17 protein-coding genes are annotated in these 17,666 nt (G+C 55.8%); 9 read left to right on the forward strand and 8 right to left on the reverse strand.

Translation table 11 applies throughout. The features are described 5' to 3' along the window. Positions 1-63 precede the first annotated feature (63 nt). The 6 genes from VXJ35_RS07230 to VXJ35_RS07255 are packed head-to-tail and all read left to right on the forward strand — an operon-like array spanning position 64 to position 4,239. Positions 64-441: a DUF4845 domain-containing protein gene (locus VXJ35_RS07230; protein ID WP_064021054.1), complete on the forward strand. Its 378-nt coding sequence runs from the start codon at positions 64-66 to the stop codon at positions 439-441. Then, a complete protein-coding gene (gene rnc, locus VXJ35_RS07235; RefSeq protein WP_064021055.1) occupies positions 438-1,121 on the forward strand; it encodes a ribonuclease III in 684 nt (227 codons plus the stop codon). The genes VXJ35_RS07230 and rnc overlap by 4 nt, the downstream gene beginning before the upstream one ends. Further along, the gene (era, locus tag VXJ35_RS07240) at positions 1,118-2,008 is read left to right on the forward strand and encodes a GTPase Era (RefSeq protein ID WP_054759775.1); all 891 of its coding nucleotides are present in this window, start codon (positions 1,118-1,120) and stop codon (positions 2,006-2,008) included. Before rnc ends, era begins: the two co-directional genes overlap by 4 nt. Beyond that, complete coding sequence (gene recO, locus VXJ35_RS07245) at positions 2,008-2,709, forward strand: DNA repair protein RecO (RefSeq protein ID WP_064021056.1); 702 nt, start codon at positions 2,008-2,010, stop codon at positions 2,707-2,709. The genes era and recO overlap by 1 nt, the downstream gene beginning before the upstream one ends. A 41-nt stretch (positions 2,710-2,750) precedes the next feature. Continuing rightward, on the forward strand, positions 2,751-3,494 hold the full coding sequence (gene pdxJ / locus VXJ35_RS07250; RefSeq protein WP_064021057.1) for a pyridoxine 5'-phosphate synthase: 744 nt from the start codon (positions 2,751-2,753) through the stop codon (positions 3,492-3,494). A 4-nt stretch (positions 3,495-3,498) separates the two neighbouring features. Beyond that, positions 3,499-4,239, forward strand: coding sequence for a PP2C family serine/threonine-protein phosphatase (locus VXJ35_RS07255; RefSeq protein ID WP_064021058.1), 741 nt, complete (start codon positions 3,499-3,501; stop codon positions 4,237-4,239). An 81-nt stretch (positions 4,240-4,320) separates the two neighbouring features. Here the strand turns inward: VXJ35_RS07255 and VXJ35_RS07260 are convergent, their stop codons facing one another. From VXJ35_RS07260 to epmB, 5 genes are all read right to left on the reverse strand, one after another. Further along, complete coding sequence (locus VXJ35_RS07260; RefSeq protein WP_064021059.1) at positions 4,321-5,274, reverse strand: sigma-54-dependent Fis family transcriptional regulator; 954 nt, start codon at positions 5,272-5,274, stop codon at positions 4,321-4,323. Between the two features lie 12 nt (positions 5,275-5,286). Next, positions 5,287-6,012 (reverse strand): sulfite exporter TauE/SafE family protein, encoded by a 726-nt coding sequence (locus VXJ35_RS07265; RefSeq protein WP_064021060.1) that lies wholly within the window; start codon positions 6,010-6,012, stop codon positions 5,287-5,289. A gap of 94 nt (positions 6,013-6,106) precedes the next feature. Further along, entirely contained in the window at positions 6,107-7,030 is a 924-nt protein-coding gene (locus VXJ35_RS07270; RefSeq protein WP_064021061.1) for a diguanylate cyclase domain-containing protein, read from the reverse strand. 4 nt (positions 7,031-7,034) lie between these two features. Continuing rightward, the gene (locus VXJ35_RS07275) at positions 7,035-11,024 is read right to left on the reverse strand and encodes a PAS domain-containing protein (protein WP_064021062.1); all 3,990 of its coding nucleotides are present in this window, start codon (positions 11,022-11,024) and stop codon (positions 7,035-7,037) included. Between the two features lie 98 nt (positions 11,025-11,122). Further along, a complete protein-coding gene (epmB, locus tag VXJ35_RS07280; RefSeq protein WP_064021063.1) occupies positions 11,123-12,109 on the reverse strand; it encodes an EF-P beta-lysylation protein EpmB in 987 nt (328 codons plus the stop codon). Between the two features lie 73 nt (positions 12,110-12,182). Here epmB and efp point away from each other — a divergent pair, with 73 nt between their 5' ends. Continuing rightward, the gene (gene efp, locus VXJ35_RS07285) at positions 12,183-12,752 is read left to right on the forward strand and encodes an elongation factor P (RefSeq protein ID WP_054759815.1); all 570 of its coding nucleotides are present in this window, start codon (positions 12,183-12,185) and stop codon (positions 12,750-12,752) included. Then, on the forward strand, positions 12,752-13,732 hold the full coding sequence (epmA, locus tag VXJ35_RS07290; protein WP_064021064.1) for an EF-P lysine aminoacylase EpmA: 981 nt from the start codon (positions 12,752-12,754) through the stop codon (positions 13,730-13,732). Before efp ends, epmA begins: the two co-directional genes overlap by 1 nt. A gap of 100 nt (positions 13,733-13,832) precedes the next feature. On the opposite strand, the gene VXJ35_RS07295 is transcribed toward epmA, so the two are convergent. From VXJ35_RS07295 to VXJ35_RS07305, 3 genes are all read right to left on the reverse strand, one after another. Then, complete coding sequence (locus tag VXJ35_RS07295; protein ID WP_054759789.1) at positions 13,833-14,099, reverse strand: hypothetical protein; 267 nt, start codon at positions 14,097-14,099, stop codon at positions 13,833-13,835. 244 nt (positions 14,100-14,343) lie between these two features. Beyond that, the gene (aspS, locus tag VXJ35_RS07300; protein WP_064021065.1) at positions 14,344-16,134 is read right to left on the reverse strand and encodes an aspartate--tRNA ligase; all 1,791 of its coding nucleotides are present in this window, start codon (positions 16,132-16,134) and stop codon (positions 14,344-14,346) included. A gap of 63 nt (positions 16,135-16,197) precedes the next feature. Continuing rightward, the gene (locus tag VXJ35_RS07305) at positions 16,198-16,470 is read right to left on the reverse strand and encodes an FmdB family zinc ribbon protein (RefSeq protein ID WP_064021066.1); all 273 of its coding nucleotides are present in this window, start codon (positions 16,468-16,470) and stop codon (positions 16,198-16,200) included. Between the two features lie 113 nt (positions 16,471-16,583). Between VXJ35_RS07305 and pyrC the strand changes: the two genes are divergently transcribed. Further along, positions 16,584-17,624 carry a dihydroorotase gene (pyrC, locus tag VXJ35_RS07310; protein WP_064021067.1) on the forward strand — a complete coding sequence of 347 codons (1,041 nt, stop codon included), beginning with the start codon at positions 16,584-16,586 and terminating at the stop codon, positions 17,622-17,624. Positions 17,625-17,666: the final 42 nt, after the last annotated feature.

Here is a 17,666-nt window from a genome sequence, read left to right on the forward strand (position 1 = left end):
TATGCGGAGTGCGTTCATGTCGCGACGGCATGCACCCGTTGATTAAGCTTTAGGAGAGACGGTATGCGTGCTTTACCTCGCAAACAGCAAGGGCTGACCTTTTTGTCGATCGCATTCATTTTGGCATTGATCGGTTTCTTCACGCTGTTGATACTGAAGATCGCACCGATCTATATCAACCACAGCCGCGTGGTCAATGCGGTCAAAGCGGTCGAAAACACCACCGATATCGTGACCAAGTCCAAATCGGAGATCAAGACCAGCCTGGAAAAGCGGTTCGATATGAACTACGTCGAACATGTCAAACCCGAAGACGTCACTATCGTGGCGCAACCGGGATACGTCAGGGTCGAAGTCGACTACGAACGGGTCGAGCGTATCTTCGGAAATCTGAGCGTGCTGGTTGAGTTTCACGAAGGATTCGAAGCCGGCAACAAGTGATTAAAAAACCCGAAATCCTCTCTGTAAAACTGGGATTGGCGTTTAACGATCCGCAGTTGTTCAGCATGGCGTTGACTCACCGCAGTGTCGGTGCCCGCAATAACGAGCGTTTGGAATATCTGGGCGATTCGGTACTCGGCTTCGTCATTGCCGAGCAATTGTACGAGTTGTTTCCCGATGCCGGCGAAGGCGTACTGAGCCGGTTGCGGGCCAGTCTGGTCAACCAAAGTTCGCTGGCCGAATTGGCCAGACAGCACAATCTCGGCGATTATCTGATTCTCGGTTCCGGCGAGTTGAAGAGCGGCGGATTCCGCCGCGATTCGATTTTGTCGGATGCGCTGGAAGCCATCATGGGTGCGTTGCTCAGAGACCAGGGTATCGACGTTTGCCGACAATGGATACTGCGCCTGTTTGCCGATAAATTCGCCGATTTGAAAGTCGACGATTGGAACAAGGATCCGAAAACCCGGCTGCAGGAATTGATGCAGGCCAACCGCAAGCCTTTGCCGGTTTACGAATTGGTCGGCATGTCCGGCGCCGACCATGCCCAAACTTTCGAGGTCAAATGTAGCGTCGTGGTCACTAGCGAAACCTGTAACGGCGTCGGCATCTCAAGGAAAAAGGCCGAACAGGCCGCTGCGGAAAATATGTTGAACCTTTTGCAAACCAAGGCTAAATGAACTGCGGATATGTCGCTTTGATCGGTAGGCCCAACGTCGGCAAATCGACGTTGATGAACCACTTGCTGGGCCAAAAGCTCAGTATCACGTCCCGTAAGCCGCAAACCACCCGGCACCGGATTCTCGGCATCAAAACCACCGCAGCCGGCCAGGCGATTTTCATGGATACGCCGGGCATGCACCAGGACGAGAAAAAAGTCTTGAACCGTTACCTGAACAAAACGGCCGACAGTACATTGTTGGGCGTCGATGTCGTGGTTTGGTTATTGGACGGTTTGTATTGGCACGAATACGACGAGAAAATTTTCAAAAAACTGGAGCGGGCCGGTTTGCCGGTGATTCTGGTGATCAACAAAGTCGATAAAATCAAGGATAAGGACGCCGTGCTGAGGTTTTTCGCCGACGCCCAGACCAAGTATCCGTTCCGGCATATTCTGCCGGTGTCGGCCTTGCGGAATACCAATCTGGATCTGCTCGAGCAGCAGATCATGGCCTTGTTGCCAGAAGCCGAGCCGATTTATCCGGAGGACCAGATTACCGACCGGCCCGAGCGTTTTTTCGCCGCGGAAATCATTCGCGAAAAATTGACCCGGCGCTTGGGCGACGAATTGCCTTACGCGCTGACGGTCGAAATCGAGCGTTACGAAGAATATCCGGAATTATGCAAAATTTACGCGGCCATTTTGGTCGAGCGCGATAGCCAGAAAAGCATCGTCATCGGCAAACAGGGCGAGATGCTGAAAAAGGTCGGTAGCGAAGCCCGTGCCGATATCGAGAAACTTATCGGCCAGAAAGTTTATTTGCAGTTGTGGGTTAAAGTGAAAAAAGGCTGGTCGGACAACGAGCGGGCCTTGCAGAGTTTGGGTTTTACCGATTTCGGCGAGTGATGGACGGCGACGCCGTTTATTTGCAGCCTGCGTTCGTCTTGCAACATCGGCCGTACCGGGAAACCAGCGTGTTGTTAGATGTGCTTACCCGGGACTTCGGCCTGGTTTCGATCTTGGCCAAAGGAGTCAGAAAACCGAAATCCAAGACGGCCGGTTTGTTGATGCCGTTTTCTGCGTTAAAGCTGTCCTATGTCGGCAAGCACGAACTGAAAGTCCTGGCCGATGCCGAATACGTCGACAGCTATTCGCTACAGCGCTTGGCTTTGTATTGCGGTTTTTATGTCAACGAATTGGTTGGTATCTTCGTGCATAAGGCCGATCCCCAGCCGGGCATCTTCGCGCTGTACATTCATTGTTTGCACGAATTGTCCGCGGCGCAGAATATCGAACAAACCCTACGCTATTTCGAGCTGGATTTGTTGCGAGAAGCCGGCTATGCCGTCGATTTGGCGTACGATGCCAACGGCGAGCCGATCGCCGCCGGCCGGCGTTACAATTTTGTCGCAGATTACGGCATGGCGCAGGCCGACGGCGGCGCAGTCGGCGGCGATACGTTGGCTCTGCTGGCCGGCCGGTCTGAGTTGCCGGCTGCAGCATTGGCCGAAGCAAAAGCCTTGCTCAGGAAAATGCTGGATGTTCACTTGCAAGGTCGGCATCTGCGCAGCCGTGCGGTTTTAGCCAAAATAATCAAACGTTTATAACGCTATAGTTTTCCCGGATTTTTATTCGGTTCTGAGAGTACATGACAAAACAACCTATATTGCTGGGCGTCAATATCGATCACGTCGCAACGCTGCGGCAAGCCAGAGGCACTCGTTACCCGGAGCCGGTGCAGGCCGCTTTACTGGCCGAACAGGCCGGTGCCGACGGCATCACGGCTCATTTGCGCGAGGATAGGCGACATATTCAGGATCGGGATATCCGCTTGTTGAAGGAGTTGTTGCACACCCGTTTGAATCTGGAAATGGCGGTCACCGAGCCGATGTTGGCCATCGCCTGCGCAGTGCAGCCACATGCGTGCTGTCTGGTGCCGGAGCGGCGCGAGGAATTGACGACCGAAGGCGGACTGGATGTTGCCGGTGCTGCCGGCAGGATGTTTGAAGCTTGTCGGCAGTTAGCCGAGGCCGGTATCGAAGTCTCGTTGTTTATCGATCCCGATATGCGCCAAATTGACGCGGCGCTGGCCGCCGGAGCGCCGGTGGTCGAGTTGCATACCGGCCGCTATGCCGATGCCGAAACTCCGGGCGAGCGCGAACGGGAGCTGCAGCGGATTCGCGATGCGGCGGCATATGCCCACGCCGCCGGCTTACAGGTCAATGCCGGACACGGTTTAAATCTGCACAACGTCGAAGCCATTTGCCGGATCGACGCGATCGTCGAATTGAATATCGGCCACGCCTTAATCGCTCAGGCTTTGTTTTCCGGTCTGGAGCAGGCGGTCAGGGATATGAAACGGGTGATGCGAGAGGCGCGTTTGCACGGTTAGGGCGATGCTGGCGGAACTTGAGTTTTACCAATTGACCTCGATCGGAAATCGCGAGGTCAATCAGGATTGTATGGCGCATCGGGTGTGTAACGAATATGCCTTGTTCGTGGTTGCCGACGGTTTGGGCGGGCATCATGGCGGGGAAAAAGCGTCGCAATATTTTTGCCGCTGCTTGATTGCGTTAGCGGACCAGTATCGCTCGCCTATTCGAAGCCGCGGCGCACCGGCCGTGCAGGACTGGATTGCCGAGGCCGTGGCCGGGATGCGCGAGCTGTTTGCCGGCGATCCGGTCGCGCTGAATGCGCATACGACTTGTGCGGTACTGTATCTGGACGCGGACCAGGCCATCACCGCCCATTGCGGCGATTCGCGAATTTACCGGCTGAACGCCGAACGGGTATTGTGGCGGACCAAAGACCATTCGCTGCCGCAGCAATTGTTCGACGAAGGCAAGATCAGCGAATGGGAAATGGGCGTCCATCCAGACCAGCATAAATTGACGCGGAGTATTAACGCCTTGTATCCGCCGGTTGTCGATATAGTCAGTTGCCCGCCGATAAAAAGCGGCGAGACCTTCATTTTATGCAGCGACGGTTTTTGGGAGTTTGTCAAAGAGCCCGAACTGTTGCAATTGTCGCAGCCGGCCAGCGCCAAACCGGAGTTGCAGAAGATGGCGAAAATGGCCGTGCTGCGGGCTCAGGGCAAAAGCGATAACGTCACGGTGCAATGGGTGCGCAAACGTTAAAACGGCCGATTGGAGATTATTAGCCGCGGTCGGTTTTTGCCTCGCATAAAAAAGGCCGCGGAATTTGCGGCCTTTGGTTTGTCAGTGGGTGGCTAAGCCGTGTTTCTGAATCCGATACAGTAGCGTATCGCGCGATATGCCCAGCAGTCTGGCGGATTTGCTGCGGTTGCCTTTAGTTCTGGTTAACGCCTGTAAAATCATATCGGCTTCCAGCGCATCCAGTTGCAGTCCCAGTTCCGGCAGCGTGAATTCGGGGCCAGGCGCCACCGTGCCGCGGCTAAACTCGTGCGGCAGGTTTTCCGGCTCGATGACTTTGCCGGACAGCAGGATGCTGAGCCTTTCGCACAGGTTGCGTAGTTCGCGCACGTTGCCCGGCCATTTGTAGTTGCGCAACGCTTTTAAGGCTTGTCTGCTAAAGGTTGGCGGCTCCAACGAATGCATTGCCGAGAAATGGGCGAAGAAATGCTTGGCCAGTTCTTCAATGTCCTCGCTACGCTGATGTAAGGACGGGATTTCCAACGGCACCACGTTCAGGCGGAAATATAAGTCTTGGCGAAATTCGCCGTTTTCGATCAATTTGGTCAAATCGGCGTTGGATGCGGCGATGACGCGCACATTGACGGTGTATGGTTTGGTGCCGCCGACCGGCAGGCATTCGCCGGATTCCAGAAAACGTAACAGCTTGGACTGGATACTGATCGGTAACGAGTTAATTTCGTCCAGAAACAGCGTGCCGCCGTCCGCGGCTTGGAACAAACCCTGCTTGTCGGAAATCGCCCCGGTAAATGCGCCTTTTTTATGGCCGAAAATCTCCGACTCGACCAAACCCTCGGGCAGAGCGGCGCAATTCAAAGTGATAAAAGGCTTATTGGCGCGCGGGCTGTCCTTTTGGATTGCCGTGGCGAGCACCTCTTTTCCGGTGCCGGTTTCGCCTTTAATCAACACGGTAACGTCGGTTGCCGCGACGATACGGGCGCTGCGGATTAAAGCTTCTATGGCCGGAGACTGTCCAATAATAGAATTGAAGTTATCCACCTGTAAAACCTCTCAATACGTCATAATGTGTTCAACGCGCATCGGGTTTAGCCAAGGAAAGGCTGCCAATAATGCGAAAATGATAAACAGGGCCCCGACCGCATGCTTGAATTGGCGCAGTCTGGAAAGCCGAGTCAGAAACGAAGTCATTATACCGGTTCCCATCACGGCTGGTAAAGTCCCCAACCCGAAAGCCAGCATGGTCATTGCGCTGTGGACTATTCCTTGGGCGGTCGCTGCCAACGCCAAGGCCGTGTAGATCAAGCCGCACGGCAGCCAGCCCCAAACCATGCCGAACAGTAAGGCCTGGGTGCGGTTCTGTACCGGAATCAGGCGCCGGCCCAGGGGTTCGATGCATTTCCAAAAACGCGAGCCCATTTTTTCGATATAGGCAAAACGCGGGAACCAGCCTCCCAGGTACAGGCCGGCGCCGGCCATCACTGCGGCGGATAAAATCTGCAACAACCGGTGCGCTTGGCCTTGGCTGAACGGCATGCTCAAGAATATTTGCACGGCGCCGACCAAGGCACCGGCCAGCGCGTAGCTGAAAATTCGCCCCAGGTTGTAATTCAGTACGATTTCGAACAAACGCCGCTTGTCGTTGCGCAGCTCGGGTTTCAGGCTATACGTCAGTGTGCCGATGATGGAGCCGCACATGCCGATGCAATGCAGGCTGCTGAGCAGGCCCATCACGAATGCGGCAAGATACGATGCGTTGAAATCGAGATAAACGTGCATATGCGGAACGAAGCGGCGCCGATCGGTGGTGGATGTGGAGTTGGATTATAGCCGGTTTCCCGGATACTCTCGATGCCGGCGTGCGCTGCGGCCGTCACGGAATCTCTGTCAGGTTGTTGGCGCAGACCCGGTTACGGCCCTGATTTTTGGCTTGATATAACGCATCGTCTGCCGCTTTTAACAAGATCGCGTATTGGTCGTGGGCATGGGCCCGTAAACTGGCGACCCCGGCGGAGATGGTGACGAATGCGGTGGGGTTGTTGCTGACGTGGCGGATTTTCAAAGCCTCGACGGCCTCGCGGTATTGTTCGGCCCGCAGCATGGCGCCGATGCTGTCGGTATTGGGCAGCAAAATCGCGAACTCCTCGCCGCCGAGCCGCGCCACCAAATCTTCAGGGCGATGGGTTATGCTTTGCAATGCCCCCGCGACCCGTTTCAAACACTCGTCGCCCATCGGGTGGCCGTAAAAGTCGTTGTATTGTTTGAACGAATCGATATCGGCGATCATCAACGACAGCGGCATGCCGGTACGTTTGGATTGGTTCCATTGCCGTTCCAGGGCCGCATCGAAGGCGCGGCGGTTGGGGATCTCGGTCAAACCGTCCAGCGACGCCAATTTTTCCAGCAAATCGGATTTGGTTTTCAGTTGGATTTGGGTTCTGACCCGGGCCAAGACGATGGATGGAGAGAAGGGCTTGGTAATGTAATCGTTGCCGCCGATGCGAAAGCCGTGCACTTCGTCCTCTTCGGAATGTTTGGCCGTCAGAAAAATGATCGGTATGTTGCGGGTCTTGTCCTGCGCTTTGAGTTGCAGACAAGTCTGGTAGCCATCGGTCCCGTCCATCACGATATCCAGCAAGATCAGATCCGGCAACTGGCTGGCGGCAATTTGCAACGCCAATTCGCTGTTGACGGCGACTTTGACGTGGTAGTAAGGCTCCAATATGTTTTTGATTAAATCCAAATTTTCCGGACTGTCATCCACTGCCAGCACGGTATGGGCCTTCGGGTTTTCCATGTCTTTACATTCCTGAGTCCAGTAAACGGTTCAGTGCCTGGGCGGCTTCCACGAATTGGTAGTTGGCGATTTGCTTTTTGACCGGTGCCAAGGCGTCCGCCAGTTTTGCGTCTTCGATGGCGGCCACGATTTGTTCCATCTGCCGGTCCGCATCCGAGTCGAAGACTTGTAATTTGTTGACCAGTAATGCCAGTTGTTGCCTCACTTCTAACGGCGACAAGCGGATTTTCGCTTCGGGTTCGGCGTCGGCCGGCAGTGCGCTGTTGATGCCGCGAATCACTTTGGCCATTTCCGACGCGGTCGCGGCAATATTGTGCTCGATTGCCGCCTGGTTCGTGCGCTCTGATGAGTTAGCCGCCAAGCATTCCTCCAGCCTGAACAACTGGCTTTGCAACTGTAGCGCGCCGAGTGAGCCGACCAATCCCTTTAAAGTATGGACCAATTGGTAAACTTTATCGTAATTGTTGTCGGTGAGGGCCTGATTGATCTCGTTCATGGTATCGGCATGGTTTTCGGCAAATTTTTGCAGGATCTTGCGATAAACCGTGCGGTTCCCGGCCGTGTGTTGTAAGCCGACCATGCTGTCGATACCGTAAAGGTAAGGGATATGGTTGTTGGCAGAGTCCGGCGGCGGTAGGCTCGGCTGGGTCAGGTTGCGCGGCGTAATCCACTTTACCAGCGCCGCGTAGAGGGTTTCCGGCAAAATCGGCTTGCTGACGAAATCGTCCATATCCGCTTGCAGGCATTTGTTGCGGTCGTTGCTCATCGCATTGGCCGTCATCGCGATCACCGGCAGGGTTTGGCAGCCTGGAATCGATCGCAATTGCTGAGTGGTTTGGTAGCCGTCCATCACCGGCATTTGTACGTCCATCAAGACGCAGTCGAATGCGGTTTGTTGCAGTTTTTTCAGCGCGATTTCGCCGTTTTCGGCCACTTCGACCTCGATGCCGGCTTGGTTGAGTAATTCGATTGCGACAATCCGGTTCACCTCGTTATCCTCGACCAATAACACCCGGGCTCCGGCTATCGTATGCAGCTTGTCGACGTCCAGCGTATTTTTGCGCTGGTATTGCGCTTGCCGGATCGAGGCCATGTTGCTGATGCCCAATTTGACGCTGAACGTGAACGTCGAGCCGACGTTTTCCCGGCTCGAGACGCTGATGCTGCCTCCCATTTGTTCGACGAGTTGTTTGGAAATGATCAGACCGAGTCCGGTGCCGCCGTAATTGCGGGTAACGCTGCTGTCGCCCTGGCTGAAGGCTTGAAACAGTCTGGCTTGCATCTCCGCGTTCATGCCGATGCCGGTATCGCTGATGCTGAATTGCATGCAGGTCTGCTGCGCCGAACGGCTTAATTCGTTGAGCGTGACTTTGATCTCGCCCTGCTCGGTGAACTTGATGGCGTTACCGATCAAGTTGATGAATATTTGTCGCAAGCGCTGCGGGTCGCCGACTACCGCCAGACGGGTCTGGTCGGCCGGCGGCCGGACCAGTGCCAGACCTTTGCGGGCACTGAGTTCCGACATCGTGGAAAACACGTTATCCAGCATTTCCTCGAGCACGAACGGGGTGGATTCCAACTGCATTTTCCCGGCTTCCATCTTCGAGAAATCCAGAATATCGTCGATGATGGTCATCAGCGAGCGCGATGCAGTTTCGACCCGTTCCAAGTAGTCGCGTTGTTTGGCGGTGATGCCGGTGTTCAGGCACAGTTCTACCAGGCCGATAATCGCATTCATCGGCGTGCGGATTTCGTGGCTCATATTGGCCAGAAATTCGGATTTGACTCGGGTGGCCTGTTCCGCTTGTTGCTTGGCCTCCAATAACCGTTGCTCGGCTTGCAGGCGGTCGGTGATGTCTTGCATGGTGCCCTGTACGCCCACGGTTTTGTTGTCGGCATCCCGCAGGGCCTTGCCGCGCTGGTGCACGTGGCGGATTTCCTTGTTGCTCAACACGATCCGGTGGCGGAAGTCGATAATGCCGCCGTGGACGCCGTTCTGCATCGCCGATTTGAAAAAAGCCTGGTCTTCCGGGTGGACCAGCCTGGTCACAATCGCGGAAAAATCCGGGGAAAAATCCTGTTTGTTGGTCGCGGTAATGCGGTACATTTCGTCCGACCAACTGAAATGGCCGTCCGCCAAACGCCAGCGCCAGTCGCCGATATGGGAAATGCTCTGGGCATCCAGCAAGCGCTGCTGCTGGTCCTGCAACGCGTCTATGGCCCGGCTGCGCGCCAATTCCGCACTGATTTGCAGCGCGAGCAGCTTTAGGATGTCGGTAGCGAACGTCGCGTCCGGAATCGGTTTGCAATACGACACGGCAATGTAACCGAAGCTTTTTTGCTGCTTGTCCTGCAGCGGGATGCCGAGATAGCCTTCTATATTAAGAGCTTGCAGCCACTCCGCCGCCGGGAAAAGTTGGCTGACGCCGCTTTCGAAGCAGCAAATCCGGCCGTCCGCGACCGTGCGGCAAGGCGAGTCGAGCAAGTTGAATTCCTGGTTAGGCACGATTTTGCCGTGCGCGCATAAACACAGGCTGCGTGCCCGGCCGTTCTCCAATACTTCTGCGACCAGGGCGTAATCGGCCCCCAACGTTTCCAGAGTCAGCAAGGTCAAGTTATCCAGCAAAGATTCCGCGTTCTGCGGCACGGTGCTGGAAATGATGTTGCGGATCGCCCGGTTTTGTTGGCGTTGCTGGGTGATGTCGCTGACCAGGCCCTGGTAATCGGTAATCCGGCCTTGCTCGTTGCGAACGATCATTTTACGGTCTTGCACCCACTTGATGCCGCCGCCGTGGGTGACGATACGGTAAGGTTGATGCACGATTTCCTGGCATTCCAGTGTTTCGCCGCCGGCTTCGATTTCCCGTTGAAACGCGGCCAAATCGTCGGGATGGATCAAGTTCGCATAAAACATGCCGCCGTTGACCAGTTGTTCCGCGCCGTAGCCGAATAGCTGGCGGGCGTTCTCAGTGGCGAATTCGACCGGCAAGCCCTCGGAATTATTCCATTTCAGCACTACCGCACCGCTGCGGCTGATGATTTGGTAGGCGGCCTGCAAATTGGTCTCGGATTGCTTCCGCTGGCTAATATCTTGATGCGTACCGCATAAACGGGTGGGGCGGCCGCTGACCGGGTCGTGGGCGACCACTGCGCCGGAGCCTTGAATCCACACCCAGTGGCCGAGTTTGTGCCGCATGCGGAATTCCACGACGTAGGGGCGGCGGCAGGCAATGTGCTTATCGACTGTCGTTCGCACCCGTTCCCGGTCGTCCGGGTGCAAGCGCTGCGACCAATCGCTGACGTAATTGTCCAGTTCGTCCGGATTCAGGCCCAGCATATCGAGCCAGCGTTGGTTGACTATATGCTTGCCGGTTGGGTATTCCCAATCCCAATAGCCGAGTTGGGCGCCGTCGATCGCCAGCGTCAACTGTTCTTCGACTCGCTTGCGTGGCGTAACGTCGATGTGGAATTCGATCAATTCGCTATTGTTGCGCGAGCTCAAACGCTGCAGCGAGATTTCCTGCCAGCGATCGCCCGGAAAGGCGAAGTCGGCGCCAGCCATGGCTTTTCCGGCTTTGATGTGTTGGCACAAGCGGCATTCGCTTTCGTCGAATTGGCGCGGGTGAAACCAGGCGTGTACCGGTAAATTGAGCAGTTCTTCGCCGCTTTTGCCGGCAACCAACTCGGCGGCGCGGTTAAGCCCGCGTATTCGGCAGGCGTTGTCGGCAACGACCACCGGATAGTCCAGCACATCGTAATTGCGGCGTATTCGAGAAGCCAGCGAGGTATCGCGCGGCGGCCGCAGCAATAAGCCACCGAATACCAACAGCGCGGTAATTCCGGGTAATACCAAACTGAGCAAATCGGACAATGCGCTACGGTTGCTGACATGCTGAAACAAGGTTACCGCAACATCGCAGAGCAATAGCAGGCAAGCGCCGATCAACGCCAGGCGCGGAAGCTGCTCGGAGGGTTCGGAAGCGTTGTCGGTCATGGCGGGTGGGGTCGGGGGTAAGCCGTTCTCGGAACGGAAATCTTAGACTGCAGCCATGCAAATGTGAATTTTGCCGCAGCCGATTTTTGCCGGCCTGTCTAGCAAATCGGGATTTTAAAGGCCGCTCCGGCTTGCTCCTTGACCAGCTTCGGTACTAAATAGCCGGGCAAATGACGTTGCAGGTATTGGTGCAAAATGCGCGCTTCCGCTTCTCTGACTTCGAAATGGCCGACGCCGCTGGCGCGGTCCAGCAGATGCAGGTAGTAGGGCAGTATATTAAAGCTGAATAATTTCTCGCTAAGCTCGCGTAGCCGTTCGCCGTCATCGTTGATTCCCTTTAACAACACGCTTTGGTTTAACAGCGTGACGTCGCAACGTCTGAGTTCTGTGCAGATTCGTTTAACCGAATCGCTGAGTTCTTGGGCGTGGTTAACGTGTAAAACCATGACGATCTGGGCCGGCAGCGCCGAAAATGCCGCCAACAGCTCGTCGGTTATGCGTTGCGGCAGCACGACCGGGGTGCGGGTATGGATTCGGATGCGCTTTATATGGCCAATTTCGGCGAAGCGGCGCATTAGCCGTTCGAGTTTGGCGTCGCTCAGCAGCAACGGATCGCCGCCACTCAGAATTACTTCGCCGATTTCCGGGCGTTGCTCGACGTAAGCCAGCGCGCTGTCGATTTTCTGGCCGGACAATTGCAGTTCGCCGTAAGGAAAGTTTCTGCGAAAACAGTAGCGGCAGTGCACCGCGCAAGCGCCGGTGGCGATCAGCAGAATCCGGCCGTGGTATTTGTGGATGACGCCGGTTTGGGCCACGGCTTGCAAATCGCCGACCGGGTCGTCGGTGTAGCCGGGGTAATCGTTAAATTCGGCCAGATCCGGCAACACTTGGCGCAGCAGCGGGTCGTTAGGGTTACCGGCTTGCATGCGCGCTGCAAAATCGCGCGGAACCCGCAGCGGAAATGCAGTGGCTTGGCGAGGTAAACTCAAATCGGCGGGTGAAAGTTGCAGATAGGCGCACAAGTCGGCAACGCTGTCGAAGGCATCGGCCAACGCCTGTTGCCATGTGGCGGACGGGGTGTTCAAAATCGCTCCGGTTTCCGAATAAAAATCTTATCCATTATAATCGTCGGCTTATTGTTTGTTTCACGAGGAAAAAATGGCGACTTTTAGCACCAACGAGTTCAAGGGCGGTTTGAAGATCATGCTGGATAACGACCCTTGCGCGATTATCGAGAACGAGTTCGTTAAGCCCGGTAAAGGCCAAGCCTTCAACCGGGTCAAGATCCGCAATCTGAAAACCGGCCGGGTAATCGAGCGCACTTTCAAATCCGGCGATACCGTGGAGGGTGCCGACGTCGTCGATAAGGAAATGCAATATCTTTACAGCGACGGCGAATTCTGGCACTTCATGGTGCCTGACACGTTCGAACAGTACCAAGCCGACAAAAACGCCGTGTCCGAAGCCATCAAATGGTTGAAGGAGCAGGATATCTGCACGATGACCTTGTGGAACGATTCGCCGCTATCCGTGACTCCGCCTAATTTCGTCGAATTGGCGATTACCGAAACCGATCCGGGCTTAAAGGGCGATACTTCCGGTGGCGGTGGCAAGCCGGCGACGCTGGAAACCGGCGCCGTGGTGCGGGTGCCGCTGTTCGTGCAAACCGGCGAAGTGATCAAAGTCGATACCCGTACCGGCGAGTACGTCTCCCGCGTCAAAGAATAGTGGCTGCTGCCTGGCAGCCTGCTTGCTCTATCGAGCATTTGCGCCGGCGCGCGCAAATGCTCGCCGCTATCAGGCGTTTTTTCGACCAGCGCCAAGTTTTGGAAGTCGAAACCCCACTGTTATGCCGGACTACCGGCACCGATCCGCAGTTGAATTTTTTCAGCAGCGTTTACCTGGCGCCGCCGACACGGCAACCCCTGTTTCTGCAAACCTCGCCCGAGTTCGCGATGAAGCGGCTGCTGGCGGCCGGCAGCGGCAGTATCTACCAGATTTGCAAGGCCTTCCGCAACGGTGAAGCCGGCCGCTTCCATAATCCGGAATTCACGATTCTGGAATGGTACAGAGTCGGCTTCGATCTGCAGCAATTAATGGCCGAGGTGGCCGAGCTGGTGCGGTCTTTATTGGCCGCGGACGGCCTGCCATTGCCGGCGATACAAATTTCCTACCGGCAACTATTCCTGGACAGCGTGGGTCTGGATCCGTTGGTATTTCAGCACGAAACTTACGCCGCCTATGCGGTCGGCCACGGCATAGCGGAAGCCATTGCGTTGTGCGGGAACGACCATGCCTTGTGGTTGGATTTTATCTTCAGCCACCGGGTACAGCCGGCGATGGCCGCAGGCACGCTGTATCTGGTTTACGGCTATCCGGCGATACAGTCTTCTTTAGCCAGGAACCGTAGCGACGATCCGCGCGTCAGCGAGCGTTTCGAGGTTTTTGTAAACGGCGTGGAACTGGGCAACGGGTTTTTCGAATTGGCCGATCCCTACGAGCAGGAACGGCGGTTCGAGCGCGAAATCGCGTACCGCGATCGAAACGGCCTGCCTGCGGTTGCCAAGGACCGGTATCTGCTGGAAGCCTTGGCTTCCGGTCTGCCGGACTGTAGCGGTGTGGCGCTTGGTTTGGACAGGTTATTGATGTTGGCAACCGGCAGTGAATCGATTGCCGAGGTATTGGCTTTTCCGTTGACTAATGCCTGAGGCTGGTGTTGCCGAGAAAAAACGCCCCCTTCTAGCTAGTGAAGGGGGTATTCGGCATGGGTTCCGGATCAATATAAAGCAAGCATTGCCAAATGCCAGGTCAGAACGGCCAGCTCAGGCGATTTTTTTGGTTGTCCATGCTGTCGAGCGCAGCTTGTACGTCCCGGACGAAAAAGCGTTTCAAGCCGCGGCCCAAACGGGTCGCAAGCATCGGTACCGCTTGTTCCTTATTCAGGTAAGCCGCCGGTTCGCGCCCTTTACGGTATTTGCTGAGCGCTTGTCTAACCGCCGAGCACAGATAGCATTCGGTGCCTTCCGGAAGTGTGGCGTTTAAATCGCGAATTAGATGGGGGGTTATTTTGTTCATACCAACCTCCTCCGCAATCGGGAGCCGGGGACGCTAATCCCTGTGTCAGTTTAAAGATCCGCGACTCGGATCTGTTATTTAACAAAAATAACGTGATTAACTTATCAATACCGTAGAAAAAGTCAATGTTTGTTTGGCAATATTTATTGATTTGTGTCAAGGCAATTTGTCGCGGGTTTTGGCCGGACAAAAAGTAGAGAGCAGGCGGACCGTTCTAACGGTTCGCCTGCTGCCGAGCGGCGGATTAGTCTTGCTTTTCTTCTTTGCCAGCGGGTTTGCGCAGACGGATGCCCAATTCTTTGAGCTGTTCTTCGCTGACCACGGCAGGCGCGTTGAATAGCGGGCAGGCCGCAGTTTGGGTTTTGGGGAAGGCGATAACGTCGCGGATCGAACCGGCGCCGGTCATCAACATCACCAAGCGGTCCAGACCGAAGGCGATACCGCCGTGCGGTGGCGCGCCGTATTTCAGGGCATCCAACAGGAAGCCGAATTTTTCGCGGGCTTCTTCGTGGCCGATACCTAGAATGTCGAATACGGTTTGTTGCATCGCAGTGCGGTTGATCCGGATCGAACCGCCGCCGACTTCGGTGCCGTTCAAGACCAAATCGTAAGCCCGCGACAGCGCGCTGCCCGGGTTGGCGACCAGTTCTTCGACCGAGCAGCTTGGCGCGGTGAACGGGTGGTGTATCGCGGTGTAGCGTTGGGCCTTCTCGTCCCAGGCAAACATCGGGAAATCGACGACCCAAAGCGGTTTCCAGGGACCAGTCAACAGATTGCGATCGAGGCCGAGCTTGACGCGCAACGCGCCCATCGCTTCGTTGACGATGCCGGCTTTGTCGGCACCGAAGAAAATCAGGTCGCCGTTTTGCGCGCCGACTTTCGCCATCACTTTGGCCCAGACATCGGCCGGGGCAAATTTGACGATAGGCGATTGCAGGCCGTCGATGCCGGAAGCCAGATCGTTGACCTTGATATAAGCCAAGCCTTTAGCGCCGTAAATGCCGACGAATTTGGTCAGTTCGTCGATGACGCTGCGGCTCAAGTCGCCGCCTTCCGGCAATTTCATCGCCACCACGCGGCCGTTCGGATCGTTGGCCGGACCCGAGAATACTTTGAATTCGACGTGTTTCATTTCGTCGGCAATGTCTACCAATTCCAGCGGAATCCGCAGGTCCGGGCGGTCGGAACCGTAACGGCGCATCGCTTCGGCGTAACTCATCACCGGGAATTGGTCGCCCAAGTCCACGTCGATGATGTCCTTGAACAGGCGGCGGATCATTTCTTCCATCACCGCCATGATTTCCTGCTCGTTCATGAACGAGGTCTCGATATCGAGCTGGGTGAATTCCGGCTGGCGGTCGGCGCGCAAATCTTCGTCGCGGAAGCAACGCACGACTTGGTAATAGCGGTCCATGCCGGCGATCATCAGCAGCTGTTTGTAAAGCTGCGGCGACTGCGGCAAGGCGAAGAACGAATTCTGGTGGGTACGGCTAGGGACGATATAGTCGCGAGCGCCTTCCGGAGTGGCCTTGGTCAGGTACGGGGTTTCGATTTCGAAGAACTCGTGATCGTCCAGAAATTGGCGCAAATGACGAGTCACGTCGCGGCGCACTTTCATCTTTTGCTGCATCGCGGTGCGGCGCAGATCGATGTAGCGGAAGCGCAAACGGGTTTCCTCGTTGACTTCGATGTCGCTTTCCAGCGGGAACGGTGGGGTTTCGGCTTCGTTCAACACTTCGATATGTTTGCCCAGCACTTCGATTTGGCCGGTCGACATATTCGGATTATGCGTGCCTTCCGGGCGGTCGCGGACAATGCCTTCGATACGCAGTACGTATTCGCTACGCACCTGCTCGGCAATCGCGAAACTCTCGGCCGCATCGGGATCGAACACCACTTGCACCAGTCCGGCGCGGTCGCGCAAGTCGATAAAAATCACGCCGCCGTGGTCGCGGCGGCGGTGCACCCAGCCGCACAGGGCCACGGTTTGTCCCAGATGCTGGGTGTTCAATTCTCCACACTTGTGGCTACGCATAATGTCTCTCGGAATATTTCAAAAAGCTGGCGATGGTACGAATTTATGGGGTTTCAGGCAAGTTTAATGGCAGGCGCAACTACCGCCGCAGCCACCGCTGTTGCCGCCCGATTTTTCCGGAGTCTTGCTCTCGCCGGCGACGTTTTTCTTGTTGCCGCTTTTGAAATCGGTTTCGTACCAGCCGCTGCCTTTCAACCTGAATCCGGCCGCGGAAATTTTCTTTTTCAATTCGGCTTCGTTACAGGCCGGGCAAACCACCAAAGGCTCGGCACCCAGTTTTTGCAGGGCCTCGTGTTCGTGCCCGCAAGCGTTGCATTGGTATTCGTAAATAGGCATCTGCTTCTCCAATTGAAAGTCTCTAAAAACCGCTTACTAAGGGCTGGTTTTAAATTTTCAAGGCCCTTAATGCTAGAATGTCGCGCCATTTTAAATGAAAACGCCCGGAGAATATGGACAAATTGACCATCCGCCAGCCCGACGACTGGCATTTGCACGTCAGAAACGGAAGTATGTTGCGGTCGGTCATCGGCCATAGCGCCAGGCAATTCGCAAGGGCGATCGTCATGCCCAATCTGAAGCCGCCGGTCACGACCGTGGCTCAAGCGTTAAATTATCGGCAGGAAATACTGGTCGCGCTTCCGGAGGGCTCCGCTTTTCAGCCCTTGATGACGCTATATCTGACCGGAAACACGACAGCGGAAGAAATAAAATACGCTGCCGACTGCGCACACGTCTATGCCTTCAAGCTATATCCGGCCGGTGCTACGACCAATTCCGATGCCGGCGTCGCCAATATCGACGCGGCTTATCCGCTGTTGGAAGCGATGGAAAAATACGGCGTGCCGTTACTGGTTCACGGTGAAGTCACCGATGCCGAATACGATATTTTCGATCGCGAAAAAATCTTCATCGACCGCACGCTTAGCCGGATTGTGCGCCAATTTCCGGGATTGCGGATTGTCGTCGAACACCTGACTACCGCAGAAGCCGTGCAATTTGTCGAATCGGCTGCGGCCAATGTCGGCGCGACGATCACGCCGCAACATCTGCTTTATAACCGGAATGCTATGCTGGCGGGCGGGATTCGGCCGCATTATTACTGTCTGCCGATTCTAAAGCGCGAGCATCATCGCCAGGCCTTACTAAGCGCGGCGACCGGCGGCAACCCGAAATTTTTCCTCGGCACCGACAGCGCGCCGCATTTGACTTCGCTTAAGGAAAACCCATGCGGTTGTGCCGGTTGTTTCACTGCTCCGATCGCACTGGAGCTATATGCGGAAGCCTTCGCTTCGGTCGGTGCTTTGGATAAGTTGGAGGGCTTCGCCAGCGATTTCGGCGCCGATTTCTATGGGTTGCCGCGCAACAGCGGCACGATGACCTTGACCAAACAGGTGTGGCAGGTGCCCGAGGTATACGCCGATGCCGATTCGGGGGTTGCCATCACGCCGCTGCGCGCCGGGGAATCGCTTGCCTGGCGTTTGCAGGTTTAGCGGCGGGGCAATTCAACCGTTGCATCGGTTCATATCAACCTG

Origin of the sequence: Methylomonas sp. DH-1 (assembly GCF_046097555.1) — a bacterium.
Taxonomy (GTDB): Bacteria; Pseudomonadota; Gammaproteobacteria; order Methylococcales; family Methylomonadaceae; genus Methylomonas; species Methylomonas koyamae.